17 protein-coding genes and 1 pseudogene are annotated in these 17359 nt (G+C 43.2%); all 18 read right to left on the bottom strand.

The annotated features are described in order from the left end of the window. Positions 1-16: 16 nt before the first annotated feature. The 18 genes and pseudogenes from NTW12_14380 to NTW12_14295 all read right to left on the bottom strand — a co-directional run bounded on the left by NTW12_14380 (position 17) and on the right by NTW12_14295 (position 17317). On the bottom strand, positions 17-784 hold the full coding sequence (locus NTW12_14380; GenBank protein ID MCX5847517.1) for an AAC(3) family N-acetyltransferase: 768 nt from the start codon (positions 782-784) through the stop codon (positions 17-19). A 19-nt stretch (positions 785-803) separates the two neighbouring features. Next, positions 804-2090 (bottom strand): DUF4910 domain-containing protein, encoded by a 1287-nt coding sequence (locus tag NTW12_14375; GenBank protein ID MCX5847516.1) that lies wholly within the window; start codon positions 2088-2090, stop codon positions 804-806. A gap of 238 nt (positions 2091-2328) precedes the next feature. After that, a complete protein-coding gene (locus NTW12_14370) occupies positions 2329-3675 on the bottom strand; it encodes a radical SAM protein (GenBank protein ID MCX5847515.1) in 1347 nt (448 codons plus the stop codon). 110 nt (positions 3676-3785) lie between these two features. Continuing rightward, positions 3786-4355, bottom strand: a complete 570-nt coding sequence (locus tag NTW12_14365; GenBank protein MCX5847514.1) for a GNAT family N-acetyltransferase — start codon at positions 4353-4355, stop codon at positions 3786-3788. Beyond that, complete coding sequence (locus NTW12_14360) at positions 4352-5323, bottom strand: ATP-grasp domain-containing protein (GenBank protein MCX5847513.1); 972 nt, start codon at positions 5321-5323, stop codon at positions 4352-4354. The genes NTW12_14365 and NTW12_14360 overlap by 4 nt, the downstream gene beginning before the upstream one ends. Continuing rightward, the gene (locus NTW12_14355) at positions 5320-6012 is read right to left on the bottom strand and encodes a metallophosphoesterase family protein (GenBank protein MCX5847512.1); all 693 of its coding nucleotides are present in this window, start codon (positions 6010-6012) and stop codon (positions 5320-5322) included. Before NTW12_14355 ends, NTW12_14360 begins: the two co-directional genes overlap by 4 nt. Next, positions 6009-6869 carry a class I SAM-dependent methyltransferase gene (locus NTW12_14350; GenBank protein ID MCX5847511.1) on the bottom strand — a complete coding sequence of 287 codons (861 nt, stop codon included), beginning with the start codon at positions 6867-6869 and terminating at the stop codon, positions 6009-6011. Before NTW12_14350 ends, NTW12_14355 begins: the two co-directional genes overlap by 4 nt. Before the next feature lie 126 nt (positions 6870-6995). Further along, positions 6996-8048 carry a pseudaminic acid synthase gene (gene pseI, locus NTW12_14345; GenBank protein MCX5847510.1) on the bottom strand — a complete coding sequence of 351 codons (1053 nt, stop codon included), beginning with the start codon at positions 8046-8048 and terminating at the stop codon, positions 6996-6998. Continuing rightward, positions 8045-8824, bottom strand: a complete 780-nt coding sequence (locus NTW12_14340) for a TIM barrel protein (GenBank protein MCX5847509.1) — start codon at positions 8822-8824, stop codon at positions 8045-8047. The genes pseI and NTW12_14340 overlap by 4 nt, the downstream gene beginning before the upstream one ends. Positions 8825-8832: 8 nt before the next feature. Continuing rightward, a complete protein-coding gene (pseF, locus tag NTW12_14335) occupies positions 8833-9522 on the bottom strand; it encodes a pseudaminic acid cytidylyltransferase (protein ID MCX5847508.1) in 690 nt (229 codons plus the stop codon). A 95-nt stretch (positions 9523-9617) separates the two neighbouring features. After that, positions 9618-10505 (bottom strand): aldo/keto reductase, encoded by an 888-nt coding sequence (locus NTW12_14330; protein MCX5847507.1) that lies wholly within the window; start codon positions 10503-10505, stop codon positions 9618-9620. A 21-nt stretch (positions 10506-10526) separates the two neighbouring features. Continuing rightward, complete coding sequence (locus tag NTW12_14325; GenBank protein MCX5847506.1) at positions 10527-11843, bottom strand: aminotransferase class III-fold pyridoxal phosphate-dependent enzyme; 1317 nt, start codon at positions 11841-11843, stop codon at positions 10527-10529. A 2-nt stretch (positions 11844-11845) separates the two neighbouring features. Next, positions 11846-13090, bottom strand: coding sequence for a UDP-4-amino-4,6-dideoxy-N-acetyl-beta-L-altrosamine transaminase (gene pseC, locus NTW12_14320; GenBank protein MCX5847505.1), 1245 nt, complete (start codon positions 13088-13090; stop codon positions 11846-11848). A gap of 33 nt (positions 13091-13123) precedes the next feature. Further along, positions 13124-13999: pseudogene (locus NTW12_14315) on the bottom strand (SDR family oxidoreductase). 7 nt (positions 14000-14006) lie between these two features. Next, positions 14007-15047 (bottom strand): UDP-N-acetylglucosamine 4,6-dehydratase (inverting), encoded by a 1041-nt coding sequence (pseB, locus tag NTW12_14310; GenBank protein MCX5847504.1) that lies wholly within the window; start codon positions 15045-15047, stop codon positions 14007-14009. 226 nt (positions 15048-15273) lie between these two features. Continuing rightward, the gene (locus NTW12_14305) at positions 15274-15642 is read right to left on the bottom strand and encodes a MarR family EPS-associated transcriptional regulator (GenBank protein ID MCX5847503.1); all 369 of its coding nucleotides are present in this window, start codon (positions 15640-15642) and stop codon (positions 15274-15276) included. Between the two features lie 117 nt (positions 15643-15759). Continuing rightward, positions 15760-16686: a glycosyltransferase family 2 protein gene (locus NTW12_14300; GenBank protein ID MCX5847502.1), complete on the bottom strand. Its 927-nt coding sequence runs from the start codon at positions 16684-16686 to the stop codon at positions 15760-15762. Between the two features lie 196 nt (positions 16687-16882). Next, on the bottom strand, positions 16883-17317 hold the full coding sequence (locus NTW12_14295; protein MCX5847501.1) for a nucleotidyltransferase domain-containing protein: 435 nt from the start codon (positions 17315-17317) through the stop codon (positions 16883-16885). Between the last annotated feature and the right edge of the window lie 42 nt (positions 17318-17359).

Genomic DNA, 17359 nt, shown 5'->3' with positions numbered 1-17359 from the left:
CCTGAATCTCGTCATTTTACGATTTGGAAGGAGACCCCTCGATATAATGCAGTTTTTCAGGGTGGGTTCTAATGATCTCGCCCATGTGATCAAAAAAAGTGCTGGCTCGGCAAAAATGCACTTTGGTGCTTCCCACGTCCACGGCTTCTATGATTTTCCGGGCATATAGCTCCGACATGGCGGGGACAATGTATGTTTTCACCTTTAAGGTTCTTCTCACGTACATGGTGTAGGTTTTGATCTGCGCCTGATTGTTCTTATCAACATAGATTCCTGAGAAACCCTTGACCTTTCGGTAGTGCACCCCATTCCTGTATTCCACGTAATGATGATTCGAAAAGGTGCTATTCCACTCCAGACCGATGCTGATAATCAATCCGTTCATTTTATGAAACAGGGAGAAAACCGAATTCTCACCATACGCCTCGATGTCATCGCATTGTTCATACTCTTCGGCGTGTTTTCCAATGGCCGCAAAGGAATAGATAGGGTGCGGTGTCCGAACCGCCTCTTTCCTCAGCCGGGCGACCTCGGAAATGGCCCCCACATCTGACGGGGTTTCATTAATGTCAAAATAATGGTTCTCGGTCCACGACCTGAAATTAAAGGTCGGGAATAGTGCGTTTCCCTCCGGGCCGACAAGCTCCAGGAAGGCGTCGATGACCGTGTCCACTCCGCCTTCCACTCCGCCCAGGGACTTGTACGAACTGTACACCATTATGTGGTCACCACGACGAATCCCTGTTTTTGCCAACTGGCTTTGTAATTGTTGCTTTGTCAACATGGATTACTACCTCCTCCGTTTACTCTACAATTCTCAGTAAATCACAAGCTCTGAGTTCTTCAATGTAGGGAATCAGCTCCAGGGCGCATACGCCGAAGATTTCGCCCAGATCGATTAAATCGTTGTCCCCGTCGCAATACGCGATCAAGTTGCTGATCATCCTGTCCCGATCATGCATCCTTTTGTCTGCACCTAAACTGTTTCTCAGGTTTCTTTTCCCCAGATGAGGTTCGCAAAGTGTTGTTACCTGATACTTCCGGTTCTCTTCCAAGAGACGAATGCAGTCTTTGTGCAGGTCGAGCGAGCCCTGCAATCCTTCCGAAGACACTAGTTCCAGATTGTCAAGAGACGTGTGATATTCCGGATATTTTCCGTATTTGGTCCTTGGCATAGATACGACCGGTAGATCAATGCCCGGAGCACAGTACTGCCTTTCATCGCTGCCTCGGTCTAAATACGTATACGGAACGTAGGTTCTGATTTTCTTGTCTAAGATATGTTTGGCGACTTTGTCAGCGAGGGTACCGCCCTTGCGGGATGGCACATAAGAGTAGCTGCGGTTGTCGCCGACACAGGTTAACTGAAAACCGGCAATGGTATTTTTCTTCATCTCCACCAAATTCCTGCTCAGATAAGCCACGGCCCCGATTGTTTCAGTAACGAAAACAAAACGATAGGAATAGCGGTTCTTTCTCTGAAAAAGGAAATGATACAACCCTACGGCCAGCGCCGGGCCTGATAGTTCATTGTTCGCCATAGACGGGTGACAAACATACGTCGAAATCAGAACTTCACGTTCCTCGAGGCCGGGAATGCGCTTGTCGGCATAGGTCAAGCTGCCCGGAGCCAACGTGGAATCGATTTTGACACGGTAGTTGTCGTTTTTCAAACTTTCAAATTGAGAATGGGACATACAAAAGCCCCATCGCTCGGCATAGTATGAGGTTTTGTATGGAATGGCATCGGGCTGGTCCGGCAAAGAGTAAATGTGCGGGGTTAACTCTTCCAAACTGAAAACGCCGTCGACCGGTGTGCTATAGCTCGAAACATGAAGGTTATTGTTCTTGAAATCGATGATCCTTCTGCCGGAACTGTCTTCGATGAATGCCTCTCGGATGTTCCACTCGTTGGGGATTGTCCAATCAAAGCACTTTTCCCCCGTTGAAATCTCAGAGATATCGAGACCACCCATGTAGTCACCCAAGATGGCCAGTGTTTCCCTGACGCCGTCTCCCGTAATACTCCGGTGAATAGGAAACAGCTTCTCAATGAGCCTGTACATTTCCTGTCCCTCAAATTGGGACATATACCCTCCTCATAAACGTCGGCTGTTGCGGCATCTCAATGGAGCATGTTTCCCCCTTCTGATGCCATGGCTTTTCTTTTAGCATCTTGAGGGGTCGTCTTTGTAATCCCTTGTATGCGAGAGCCTTTGGAAAAAGCTTGAGATCGACAAAACGACCCGTTGTATTCTGATAGAGCGCAATTTTTGTTACACGTGAGGAGTTATTCAAAGGTTTCTCTTTGAGTTTATGCCTTACCATTCAGGAAGGATTCCGGCGATATTTACCAGACTTGAGGAGCTGATCATCTGATAAATTAAGCTGTAGCTTATCTCTAATCCTGCGTAGGTGTGCACTGACATAATCATGAAGTTGGTCATTCGGTATTTTGGTAAGGTTTACCCTAAGATCCTGGCGATCACCCATATCCATTAAGTAGGATTCTTCATCGCAGATAAACCCATTTTTTACGGCATATTCGTACATCGGAGTACCGGGTTGGGGCAGAAGAAAACCAGAACTCGGATAGATGTCATTCTGATAACATAATTCAAATGTTTCCCGAATCGTGTCTTCGGTTTCTTCCGGATAACCTATCACTAAGCTTGTCCAGCTTACAATTCCGGCTTTTTTCAGTGCCTTAGTCTGTTCGATAAAATCATTGGGATCCAATTTTTTATTCATACTTTTTAATATATTCCGATTGGCAGACTCCAATGCGTAGCCCAGCCCTATACATCCGGTTTTTTTCATTTTTTTCAGCAAATCAATATCTTTCATATTAAACAGATCCCCCCGGCAAGCAGCCGTCCAATAAAATTCAAGTCCGGATGCAAGAATCGTATCGACAAGGATTTCCGTCTGTTTGATCGATAACAAAGTCAGCTCATCCCAAAAATTGACGTAGTTGACTTGGTATCTTTTCTGTAGTTCAGAAATTTCTTGGATAATATTAGAGGCACTACGGTAGCGGTATTTATCATTTCTAAATACGTGATAACAAAATGTGCATTTAAAAGCACATCCGCGTGCGGTATTTACTGGAAAAGCCCTAATTTTTTGCAGTTCCATGGGATAAGGCTCTGACACGTATTTACAAGACATTTCCAGATATCTATGAACATCGAAAAGATCCCACTCAGGAAAAGGTATCGCGTCTATATCGGGAATGATTTTTCGGGCGGCGGACTTTTTGATTTCGTTTTTATCTTTGTAGTAAATTCCTTCAACTTCTTGTAATTTTCCACATTTATCAAGACAGTCCAGAACCTCGACTATTGTGATATCGCCTTCGCCGATAACTGCAATATCAACCACGGTGTTTTTTAACAGCGTTTGTGGAATCGAACTGGCTACAGAATTTCCGACAATCACCCATGCAACTGGATTTACCTTCTTTACGATCAGTGCAATTTCTTTTACAATTTTATATCCTGTCACGATGCATCCGAAACCAACAGCATCAAAATTAAGTTTACGAAGCTGTTCTTCCAATTCGACAAATCCGATACGGTTTGCGTCCATATCAAGAATGCTAAGTTCATGCGATGAACGATAAATGGCACTGGCGATATAACTCAACCCGACGGGATAGAGTATCTTTTCCACATCTGACCTTAAACAGATATTTATCAAAAGTATTTTCAAAATATTTCCTTTCTATTCATTATCTTACGAGAGCTTTGCATCATTTTAGTAAATTGACAGTTTTGTATTCGCTACTTCAAGAGAGATGAGTCGAATAGAGGATTAATTGCTGCAAAAAAGATTACCTCTTCAAAGCTGTCAATGTGGCGATATTTATTATTGATGCGATACTGTTCAACAAACCCTGCGTTTAAAAAACATGCTATGCTATCCACATTTTCTGCATAAACCCCTGCTTCCAAATAATGCAGTTTGACGTCTTCAAATAAATATTTTTTAATCAACCGTAGTCCATGACAAGCATAGCCCCTTTTCCATGCCCGCTTGGCGAAAAGACAAACACCTATGGATGCAGAAAAGTGGAAGAAATCAATATTATGAACCCTGAGCGTGCCAACAAAAGGATTTTCATCTTTTTTAACGAATATGCCAAACAGAATCGAAAGGGGATTATCCCCGTCCGCCTCCACATAGCGTGTGACACTTTCTTTCGTTTGGCGATGCTGACGCACTGCAACAAGATACCGATTCACATCGGGATCGTTCAGACCTGCGATATATTCATCACTAACATCCGTTACTTTCAAGGGTCGGACCAAGATATTATCCGCTTGAAGGAGAATCTCCTGTTTATTGATCATCTTCCAGCGGTCTCTTCCATGTCAAAATAGTAGTCCGATACAAAGCGTACAACCTTACCCGCTTTGAATTTCTTGATGTAATTATAGCTTCCCCCGAAAAGAATATTCAACCACCATACAGCATCGTCAAACCCAAAATGTTTACGGAAAGGCAGCGTACTTGAAAGCCTCGGGTTGATTTCAAAAGGAACAAAGAGGTTCTCGTTGAGACGCCGCGACTGAATATTGATGCAGCCGCGTAGACCTGTGGCCGAAGCGATTCTTTTGGAGAGTTCCTCCAGAAAGGGGCATTCAGAATAAACAGCTTCTGCTGAAAGTCCCCCGAAACCCAAACGGCGTTTAAAAGTAATGGAAGAAACATTGCGGCCGTCGGAAAACACCCCCGTTGTGTATTCTTCTTCAACACGGCCGAGGTATTCTTGAACGATGAGGAGCCCCTCGTCTTTTTTCTTCACATAAGCCAAATCATGCTCGTCTTCTACTATCCAGAGCCGCTTGCTTCCATAGCCTCTTCTTGGCTTAATGATAAGGGGAAATCCTATGGTTCCATCGTAGTTGCGAAGCGGCATTGTTCTCGGCACCTTAATCCCAAGCCTATTGAGAAAGTGTATCATTTTGAACTTGTCGAGGAAGTTATCAATAATAAGTTGGTTGTTGAGAAGAAGCTTGACTCCCAGCGATTCTATCTCTGCCCTTCGTTCGTTGAGTACTTCGATTTCAGGCTCCGAAATGGGGAGAAATGCGTCAACTTCCTCTGCACTAATTATATCTTTAAGAAAAGACATGTAATAATCCGGATCAGATGCGGCAGGCGCCTTATAAAAAGAATCAAGTATTGGGCTAACGGGACACCCATCCCTCATATCGCACCCGATGAGCCTTGAGGCTGATGCTCTGAGAGCGCGAACAGCGCCCCCGCCGATATCTCCACAGACAGCCGATATCAGGATAACAGGACGGGTCTTCATTTGCTCCTGCAGAGAACCTCCTTCAGATAGGGATTGGTTTCCATTGCCTCTTCAATCTGGCAATACAGGGGGGCCTTATCGTATCGAACTTCCCGGAATACGACATTACCGGACGGAAGGTCGAACACGGCATATGATGACCATCCTCCATGACGTGGTTGCCCCAAGGATCCCGGATTGATGATAATTTTTTCACCCAACTTTCTGTGCATGGGATAGTGGGTGTTTCCGAGGATAAAAACTGATGCGGTGTCGATCTCAAATTGATCCAATGGCGCATCCGGATAGACATAGCCGTCTGATGGCGCCCAAGGACTGCCGTGGCAAAGACAGATACTATAGTTATCCCATGTTATGGAATCGGGTAGATTTGATAACCAGTCAGCCAGTTCATGACAATCGGATTGAAGGAGTTTCTCCATGGAATTTCCATAACGGCTCCGATAATTCTGTCGAACATTCTCATCACCATTATAGATTTTGATGAACAACGAATCATGGTTTCCCCTGAGTGAAACGAGGTTTGGGATTGCCTGGAGGCGATAAAATATTGCCATTTGGTCATAGTAGTAGCCGCAAAGATCCCCTAAAAAAACGTTAATATCAGCATGCTCGGAGATAATACTTCCTACAGCGGCAGCGAAGGCAGGCCCATTTCCATGGATATCGGAAAAGACACAAATTCTCATTTATTGTCAGACGACTTTACGTAAAGGACAATGCTTCTACCTACACCACACATATATAGAGAAGCATACAATTCGGAAACCAATGTCGAATCATAATTACGAAGGATTCTCTCCATTGCTACTACCTTTTGAAATGACGCCTTGCCAATTGATCTATTATGTAAATAGTTATCACCCATAAGAAGAAACATCTCCATTGGGAAAGATGTTTCTCCGTGAATAATGCTAAATCCTGCTCTTTTCAAAAGATTTTCAATGCCCTTTCTATCAAAATAGTTCAAATGATCAGGAAGCGTAATCCAATATGGTTCGATGTTGTGTTCAGCAATATAGGCTAATTGAAACGGACTAAAATCATTGGGAACCTCGACAATTATGATGCCATCATTTTCCAAATTGCCCTTCAGTTTGATCAACAGATCAATTGGATCGGGAATATGTTCAAGTATGTAAGCGACGTTAATGACATCCCATTTCTCATTTTCAAATTGATGAAAGAATTCCCTGATAGATATTTGATGGACATCAATGCCTTTAGAGATGGCTACGTTTGCGGCTCTCTTGTTTAGCTCTGTTCCAACGCATTTCCATCCAGTCTTTATAAAATGCTCAAGTTGTTGGCCTTCCCAGCATCCAATATCGAGCACTTTTCCTGCTTTTTTAAATCTTTTAATGTTTTCAACCTTTTCATGCCAGAGAAAGCTCGGGGTACTCTCGGAATAAACGTTTTCATAAAAATTTTCCAATTCCTCCTCGGTATACATCGGCACCACATGATTATGGCCGCATTTGTCGCATGCAATTATTCTGCGTCCGTCCCGTTCCGATAGCAATTTACCATGACAACTATCGTTCATTCCGTTCTCCTTGTTTTTGATAATATTACGTGGTGCATCAAAAGGCGTCTGCCCATAGTCGGTCCGCTCATGGTTCACATTTTTTTGGTCTGTCGTCGTTCAGAATTTCCAGTACTCTTCTGAAAGCTAGCCAACCAGATCCCAAGATACGGGTGTCCCGCGCTCAATATATCGAGCTGCTTTACGCCCCAATATAATGTCTAAATACTTGGGATGCAGACCATATCCGGGACGTATTGACCTCACACTATCTTGTGTAAATCTCTCTCCAGCTTTCATATCGTTGACCACGAAAAGCGAGCGTCTATATACTCGCATTTTTTCCTCTTGTGCACTTGGCGTATAGGTTATTGTCCCCAATGCCTTTTCAACAATTCGGATTGATTTTACCATTTCTCCGAATTCATGAGGCTCAAGGGAAAACGCACTGTCCGGTCCTGGAATTGAACGGGATAAGGTAAAGTGCTTCTCAATAATACACGCACCTAAAGAAACAGCCGCTACCGGGACGGCTATTCCCAAGGTATGGTCAGACAATCCCACCGGACAGCCGAATGCTTCCGAAAGATGCGGTATCGTTCTAAGATTCATTTCCTCAGCCGGGGCAGGGTATGCGCTTGTGCATTTTAATATTGCGATTTCCGTACAACCAGATTCCCGCAATGTCATCACCGCTTCCTCAATTTCTGTAAGGTTTGCCATACCGGTTGACATGATCACCGGCTTTTTTGTCGAGCCGATTTTCTGGAGCAATGGGATGTCAACCAATTCAAATGATGCGACTTTATGTGCCGGCACATCCATTTTTTCAAGATAATCCACGGCGGTCGAATCAAAAGGTGTAGAAAAAAGATGTAGTCCAATACCCTCCGCAATTCGTTTTAATTCTGGTTGCCAATCCCATGGAGTAAAAGCTTCTCCGTATAACTCATAAAGATTGCGGCCTTCCCAAAGAGTGCCCTTACCAACAAGAAAATCAACTTTTTCACAATCAATAGTCATCGTATCCGGAGTATAAGTCTGCAGTTTAATAGCATCAGCACCCACTTCCTTCGCTGCATGAATTATTTTCACCGCTTGCTCGAACTCTCCACCGTGGTTAGCAGACATTTCAGCAATCACGTAAACAGGCTGTCCACATCCAATGCTTTTTTCCTTGATGGAAATTTCCTTCTTCATAAATTTTCCTCAATCGCTAACAGTTTCTTCAAATATTTTACATCATCTATAAAATCAGTTAATCCTTTTGATGAGTTTCTTGGTGTTTCAATTGTTAACAGCCCATTAACGGGAACGACACGAATAAATTGCAAAAGGTTCAGATTCCCTTTCCCTAAATTAAAGTGCTTATCTTGTTCAGATAGGCTATCGTTGTCCGACAAGTGAAATATTTTTGGATTAAACAACATTAATTCTTTAACAATGTCCATAACATCAACATCTAAAGATCGTGCAGCACAAGAAGCATGACCATAATCAAGAGCAATTCCGTTAATAATATGTTCATCAAAGATCTTCCTGAATTCTGCCGGTGACCAGCCAACGCATATCTCATTGTTAAGTCCTAACTTAGGCTTATTCTCAAGAACTATTCGTTTATCGCCAATACTTCTAACTTGTCGAATTGTTTCGTCGAAAGACCCCTTATTCCCTCCATGAGCAATGATTATATCCGAATTGAGAACATCGGCAAAAAGCCTTGTTTCATTATAAGATAACAGATTCGTTTCCCACTTTTCCATCTGAGCAAGATTCACACCTTGAAAAAAGTGTGGCGCATGAATTACATAGGGAACATCAAATTCTTTCCATGCGTTAATCGTTTTGTCATAGGAACCCGGGATAATATATAATTCAACAAAATTGAAAAATTTGTTTTTTGAAAGAATTGCCTCTGGTATTAAATCAGTATTAGTAGAATAAAGCTTAAGACCTACTTTGAACCGAAAATTCATAAAGTTTATCATTCTTTTTCAATGAGCCGGAACAAAAGCTCCGCTCGAGCAATATCCTCTGGAGTATCGATATCCACTACTTTATAGCCGGGCATCACATAGGAAAGGATTTTACCGGACAGAGGATTTTCAGCTATCAGCTGGGAAGTACTCCAGATTGTAAAAGGCCCACTCTCATAATATGTATCCGGAAGGTCCTGTGAGCGACAGTTAAGTTGCGAGGAAGATACCGCTGTCATAAATCCATCTTTGTCACGCCGGAAAGCCCATTCTATGGGAACAGGATAGCGGGTCATCACCAAGAGCGGATATTTAGATTTATGGTTGTGAAATAGCTCGAATGCAGCGTTAAGGTCTTTACTCTGTAAAAGAGGCGCTGCCGGCATAATGCAACAAACCTCGTTATATATCTCTCCTCGTTGTTGATATTCATCTACAACCCATCTCAGGACGGGGAGTAGTCCGGTGTAATCATCAGCAAGAGCAGGGTCTCGCATGAAATCAACCGGCAGACCGAGAGTCTCAACCGTCTGTCGGATTTCATCTGAATCTGTAGAAACGTGAATTTTATGAAACAGGCCCGATGCCTTCGCGGCACTGATAGGATATGAAATCATTGGTCTTCCGCAGAAAGGTATAATATTTTTCCCCGGAATTCGTTTACTGCCGCCTCGAGCAGGTATAACCGCAAGTCGCATATGTTCCTCTATAATTTGATTCGTGGGATTGTTTTTTGGGACTTCAATAGCAATACAGATTACGGACTAATGCCCCTGTAACAGGAGCACCCCCTTCACCACAAATGAGGATTCAATATCTGTTCACTCACGTTGGAGAAATTCATTCGGATCTTTTCACCTAAGTTTGCGGGAAAATCTTTGTGCCATGCCGCTAAATTCTCTGTGATCTGTTCTTTGGTCTCAACGCCAAAAACAACCTTGGCTGTGGGCATCTCAGACTTTATATAACCAAATGCGATTTCGTGCCGTGTTAAACCAAAATCTTTTGAAAGGCTTTCAAGCCTTTTAATAAAAGGGGCAGCAAATGTCATTTTTTCCGGAAGCGTACGGATATTCATCAGCAACAGACCCTGGAGAAAAATACTCCTTATGTAAATATCTTTTCTCTTTGCTTCTGCTATTTTGAAAACGCCTGCCCGTTCAAACCTCCTGTCAAGGATGTTGGTGGGCACCTGGACTATATCGATGCCCTCCGTGTTTATGGCTTCAATTGCTTTCTCCGGCGAATATACGGACACACCAATTTTCTGAACCATGCCTTTTACAACCAACCTTGTAAGAATTTCGGCCAGTCCCTTATGCCAGAGGGCAAGCATTTCCTCCCTGTGCAGCATGACACCATACAGTCGGGCAACGCCAATATTTTTCAGTGATTCAGCGATGGCATTTTCCAGTATAGCAGGATTAAGATGATCCAGGAGGGGATGGGGCTTTGTAATAACCTTTACTTTATCCGAAAGCTCCAACTGAAGGAGTGATTTCCCGAGAACTCGCTCGCTTTCTCCATAACCTTGGGCGGTATCAAACTCCTGGATCCCATTTTCCCACGCTACCCTGATTATTTCCGTGGCAAGTTCCTGGTCAGGCTGGCCAGTCCGATTGGCAATGCCATACATCATTCCAAGCTGGGCAGTCCCTAAAACCAATTTAGTAAAAGGCATGATTGTTAATTTGAAAGCAGGTTATGTTAGCCGTTTAAAGCCAATGCTGGCAGGTTTACCTTTTAACAGTTTCCCAACATCTCCCACCTGATTCACTTTTGATATTTCAGAAAATACGGAATCAACGGCTTGTAGATACTGCTTTACATGTTCTTCAGTATGGGCGTACATGGAATAGAAAAGGGTAGCTGCCAAAAATCCCCTTTCGAGCATGCGCTGCACGAATAAGGCCTTCATGGTAGGCGAGTTGTCATAATCGAAGGTAAAATGACTAAGCGGAGGAATGCCGCCAATACTGATATTCAATGCGTTCTTTTCCGCAAGACTGGCCCAGCCTTCCTGGATTTTCTTTCCTATGGACTCCAAATGCTTACCGGCGTTACAACTTCTGTGTTTCTTGATGGTGGCCAGAGCGGCAGTCGGTCCTATGCGTTCCGTCCACATCGTGCTACTGATAAAGGTGCTCTGTGCAATCTCCATGATGTGCCTTTTACCAATAACGGCTGCAATAGAATATCCGTTACCCAAGGCTTTGGAAAAAACGGCAATATCCGGCATCAGGTTAAACAGGAGATGCGCCCCACCCGTATTCAATCTGAATCCTGCTGATATTTCATCGACGACAAGAACTGCCCCTGTATCGTCAGCCAAGGCCCTGACACCCTCTAAAAAGCCCGGCAGGGGCTGCTCATTACGGATGGGCTCCATAACAATTGCGGCAAACTCATTCCGATGCTCTTGAATAATTGCCTGCAATTCCTCAAGATGATTGTAACGAAATGGCAGGGCTGTGCCTTCCAGACCCTTTGGAACGCCTCTGGGACTGAGACCCGGCAGAAGATGCTCACCCAAAGCGTTCTCCGTTCCCAGGTTTGCCGCCAGATACCAGTCATGCCAGCCGTGATAACCGCAAAAAGCGATTTTATCTTTGCCCGTATAGGCCCGTGCAATTCGAACCGCAATGGTCATGGATTCCCCCCCGGTCCTCGCATAACGAACCATGTCGGCCCAGGGATGAAGATCGCATAACAGTTCTGCCAGATCTACTTCTTCTGGACAATTGAGGGAACTGCTGATACCGGCATCGATTGCCGATCGTACTGCTGCGTCAACGTCAGGATCGGCATACCCCAACACATTGGCTCCAATCCCGGCAATGCTCATATCGATATAACGATTACCATCCAGATCCCAGATTTCAACACCTTTTGCCTTGCTGAAATAACCGGGCCATACGCCGGGGGCAAACATATCAGGCCTCTTTGACAGAAGCTGTGTCATCCCGGGAATAAGATTTTGCGCTTTGCGCTGGGTGTCCAGACTTTTTTGAATATTCATAACTATTTTCCTATCAAATTCTTTATTTCACCGATGACTCGCTCAACATGCCGATCAGTCAAGGACGGATGCAAGGGAATGGAAAGACATTTTGTATAATAATTTTCAGCAATGGGACAATCACCCCTGTTTGTGCCAAAATGCTTTCTATAAAAAGGTTGCAGATGCACCGGGATATAGTGCACCTGTGCCTGAATACCCTTTCCCTTTAATTTCGTCATGAAGGTCGCCCGGTCCATACCTATTTCCTCGAAATCGAAAAGAAGAACATACAGATGGAAATTGCTGTCGCAATCCTTAGTTTCAAAGGGAGTTTTCACATGTTTTAAATTTCTGAAGCCCCCGTTATAGGTTTTAACGATTTCACGCCGGCGTTTTTTGAACATTTCGAGCTTTTTAAGCTGGGAAAGACCCAGGGCACATTGAATATCAGTAATACGATAATTATAGCCAAGCGTGATTTGTTCGTAATACCAGGGATTCACCATTTTACTGCCACCTGCTTGGGGCGGTTGAAACGCCAAATCATGATTGAGAAATTCGCTTTGATCGTTTGTGATGCCGTGGGAGCGGAGTTTTCGCAGTTTGCAATACAATGTTTCATCATTAGTAAATACGACGCCTCCTTCTCCTGTAGTGATATGTTTGACAGGGTGAAAACTCGTAACTGTCATGTCTGAAAATGTACAGGACCCCACTTTGCTGCCTTTATACAAGGAACCGAGTGCATGCGAAGCATCTTCAATCAAATATATCTTGCGGTTATATCGTTTTTCTGCATCCCCTTTGGTTTGCTTAATGGCAACCATATCACAGCTCTGTCCCGCAAAATGAACCGGAATGATTACCCTGGTATTGTTGGTAATTTTTTTTTCGAGTTCGGAAGGAGAAAGATTATAGGTTAATGGATCAATATCGGCAAATACCGGTCTTGCGCCACAATACGCAGCGCAATTTGCAGAGGCAACAAATGTAATGGGTGATGTGATAACCTCATCACCCTGTTGAACTCCCGCAGCAAGACAAGCCATATGTAATGCAGAGGTTCCCGAATTGCAGGCAACCGCAAAACGCGCCCCCGTATAGCGGCACAGTTCTTCTTCGAATTCTGCAACTTTAGGTCCCTGGGTCAGGTTTGTTGATTTAAGAACTTCAACAACTGCTTGAATATCATCTTCATCAATAGATTGTTTCCCATAGTTTAAAAAGGGCTGGGCTTCTATGCCGGACAGCATTTGCTTTCCCATTTTCCTGGTGATCCCATCTTTAAAATCCTTGTAGAACGCTTCTACTGTGTCATGAATCCGAGGAAGGTTACAATTTAAAGCATTCGCCAGCTTGCTGACATTTAAGGAAAGATTTTTCCCTCTCTTTGCCTTAAACTTAAAATCATCAATAGAAATGGGGTGTATCAGTCTTTTATCGAGAGTAAAGCGCGTGGCGAGAAGCCGGGCAAATTCGTATTTTGAAATAGAATCGCTGCTTCCGCAATTATATATTCCTGCCAAATCCTGTTCAATTGCCTTATCCAATATTTTAGCCAGATCGAAGGTATAAATAGAGGAAAAATAAACGTCCTTGAAGCCATTTATTTGAGTTTTTTCAGTCAACTCATGAAGTATCCATTCGGCTATGCTAAACTTATCCTGGACATTCCAACCAAATATATTTGTTCTGAGAATGAGCGAATTGCTCCTCTTCAGCACTTCCGACTCACCCTGATATTTTGTCATACCATAGTAATTTTGAGGATTTACCTTGTCTGTTTCTAAATGATTGCCTTTGCTGCCGTCATAAACGGAATCTGAAGAGATGTATATGATTTTGGCGTTACAGATACTTACACTTTCCACAATATTTTTTGTGCCAAGAACGTTTACAAGATAAGACTCACCTTTGTTTCCCTCACAATAATCAATATCGGTCAGTGATGCACAATGGATGACAATGTCGGGGTTAAAATCGTTAATCGCATTTTTTATTGAGTTTTCTGATAAAATATCGACCGGGAGCGTTTGGGCATTGTCGATTTCAACCGGATGGGTATTATACAGGCCTAAAATTTCATGGCAGTCTTTAAAATAGTAAGCGAGGTTGCTTCCTAACATCCCGCTTACACCAGTAATTAATATTTTTTTTCTTATTGCGTTTTTCATGTAAAATTTACTGAGGCACGTCAACCATAGACCACCGGGATTTTTCGATGGAGTAATCATCTGCTATCGAATCAATCAAGTTCTTGAGATCATCCACAGTCATCCAGTCTGTATTATTGTTGGATGTGTAACTGAAACCATCATCGCATGCATGACCGCAAATATTTTCGTTATTTTTAATGAATTCTTCCTTCGCCTGCGGATTCGGTTGAATAATGTAACACTCGTTGAATTCCACCGTATTACGTGCATCATCTTCGCCAATGAGGATTTCATGAAGCTTTTCTCCGGGTCGAATACCAACGACTTCATGTTTGCAGTCCGCAGCAATTGCATTTGCAAGGTCTACAATTTTCATAGACGCTATCCGGGGAACAAATATTTCTCCACCCTTTGACAACTCAAGGGTTTTAATTACGAAATGGACTGCCTGATCCAAGGTGATCCAAAAGCGGGTCATGCGGGGATCTGTAATAGGTAAAACCCCTGTCTGAGCCCTTTCTTTAAAAAATGGAATAACAGAGCCGCGACTGCCAAGGACATTGCCATAGCGGACGACAGCAAACTGTGTGGTATCCTGATCGCGGTATGCATTAACGGCAACGAACAATTTGTCCGAACAAAGCTTTGTGGCGCCATACAAATTGATTGGGTTGCACGCTTTGTCTGTTGATAACGCGATCACCTTTTTTACTTTATTATGTTGGGCCGCATCTATGACATTCATAGCGCCAATGATGTTGGTTTTGATATATTCGCTTGGATTGTATTCGGCAGCAGGCACCTGTTTGAGTGCGGCGGCATGGATAACATAATCTACACCCTGAAATGCCTGCATCAATCTTTCTTTGTCTCTGACATCGCCAAGAATATATTTTATGGGATGCTTTGTGGGATTCCACCTTTGCCCCATTTCAAACTGCTTTAACTCATCGCGACTGAAAATGATGAGCTTATTTATGGCATAACTTTCAAGGATAATCTGGGTCATTTTCTTTCCCAATGATCCAGTACCGCCGGTAATTAAAATTGTTTTACCATTCAACATATCATTCCTCCAAATAACGGTATCTCACGCGATATTGAGATCTTAGAATTTCTCCGTATAGGGTCTAAGTTGTCATTCCCGCGCAGGCGGGAATGACAGAGATGGGGCATTTTTCAAAGGTCTCTATAGATACAGCTCCGCCCTCTGAGTTACATCAGGAGCAAAATTTTTCTTTAAGAATCGACTTTTTATAATTTTTACAAGGAGTTATATAATTTATCCGTGATTAATCACGGATTTCAGGCGTAATCCTAATATCGCTTACTTCCTGTCTCAGTTGTCTGATTTCTTCGTTGAGTTGCTCGTATTCCTTCATTTTTCTTCTCAGAAAGTTATAGGTAATCCTCGCCTTTTTCTCAAAGCCTCTGGGCGTTAAATAGTAGAGATAGGCTTTTTTATTGTTGGAATTTTTGAAATTATGAGCCTTGACAAAACCTTTTTGGATAAGGGCATTCATCAAGAAGTTGACCTTGCCGAGACTGATGCCTAACCGGGAAGATAATTCACGCTGGGTCATTTCAGGGTTTTTTGTTATTTCCCTGAGGACTTTAAGGACTTCTTCACTTTCCAGATTGTGTTTATTTGACAAAAGCATATTGAAATCCGATATGTTCACTCCATGAACGCAGGGTTGAGATTAATTTAATATAAAAGCATTGTCAAGAAAAAAGAGTTGGGGATAGCAAAAGATAATGGCTGAAAAGATCAAAGGTTATCCCTTTACATCAGAGGCAATACGCAAATGCCATAGGATGAGCCTGGAGTAGATAAAAAATTTATTACGGATTTCCCGATTCATACCCAGTGAGAAGATGTTCGCAATTGATGTCAGCAGCCAGTTGAAACATAACCGAAGCATTATCACAACGCAAACAAGTATATAATAAGGCTGGCTTTTCCACTTGTGGAAAAAATGGTAGCGGGAACGGTAAAATTCAATTCTTGATCGGATGTCTCTGCCGATGCTTTGTCCCTGTAAGTGATAAATGAATGCCGTCGGCACATGAAATATCTTCCAACCAGCAGACTTCATTCGATAAGCCCAGTCGGTTTCTTCAAAAAAGAAAAAGTAACGTTCGTCAAACATACCCACATCATCGATAGCCTTCTTACGAACCAGAAGGCAGGCGCCGATACCCGAATCGACTTCTATCGGTTTGTCATAGTTATAACGCTTGCTTGGGTAATACTTGGGGAATAAGTATTCAAGCAGTGGTGTGTTGGTCAGCAATGTAAGGATATTGGGAAAGCTGGCAACGGAGTTTTGTTTGCTCCCGTCGGCATTGAGGAGTTGGCTGCACGTCATGGCTGCATCGGGATGAGTTTCCATAAAAGTGAACAATTCTGCAACGGCATTATCTGTTAAGATTGTGTCTGAATTCAACAAAAGAGCATATTGTCCAGTCATGATATGCATCGCCTGGTTGTTCGCTGCTCCGAAGCCGCGGTTTTCAGTATTTTGTATCACTTTCACCTGCGGATGTTTTTCCTGCAGCATGGCAAAACTGCCATCTTGAGAGGCGTTGTCTACCACGATAACCTCATAGTCTATACTATGAATGGTTTTATAAATAGATTCGAGACAATTGTGAAGAAGGTCTCTGGTGTTCCAGTTAACGATGATGATTGAAATATCCATCCGGTCAAAAAAAATGCCATTGCGGATCAGGCGGGACAGCCCCAGTTAAAGAGATCGCCACGGCGCTGTGCACTTCGCGATGACAATATGTATGTTACTTTCATTAACCTCGATGTAACGCATATCGGTTGCTCACAATGACATCAGGTGTAAATGTTCAAAGGAATCGAGGATTCTGCCCCTGGCGTATCGAAATTCAGGCATGACGGATAACCTCCAGATTATGCCTGGCCATGTTAGACTGCCATTCCAGGCCAAAGATTGCGAAATCTTCCATTTGAAGCAGAGCTTCCAGTTTAAAGTATTTCAAGTCATCGATATTTTTAATGAAAACAGGAATGCCCAATACGATGGCATTGTAATAAAGTAGAGGTTTTCTGAAATCCCAATAGATGGGAATTACATTGACATCCCGACCGCTTCTTTCCGACAGAAGCAAAGAAATGTCCACAAGTCGCCGGTAAATGATGTCCTCATCGGAGTCGTCATCGAAGACGATTGCCACGTCAAGGTCGGAATCCTGGCGGGGAAATCCACGTGCAAATGAACCGTACAAAAACGCCGCCCTTACGCCGAAGCGTTCTGCCTCATTCTGAAAAAAATGCACCAGCGCTGGGATCATGTCTTTCATTATCTCTTTCTCTCTTACTCCACTTGGATTGAGGTAATTTAG

Source organism: Deltaproteobacteria bacterium (assembly GCA_026388545.1).
GTDB lineage: Bacteria > Desulfobacterota > Syntrophia > Syntrophales > UBA2185 > JAPLJS01.
The sequence above is the reverse complement of the archived record's forward strand: the minus strand, read 5'-3'. Positions and strand labels throughout refer to the sequence as shown.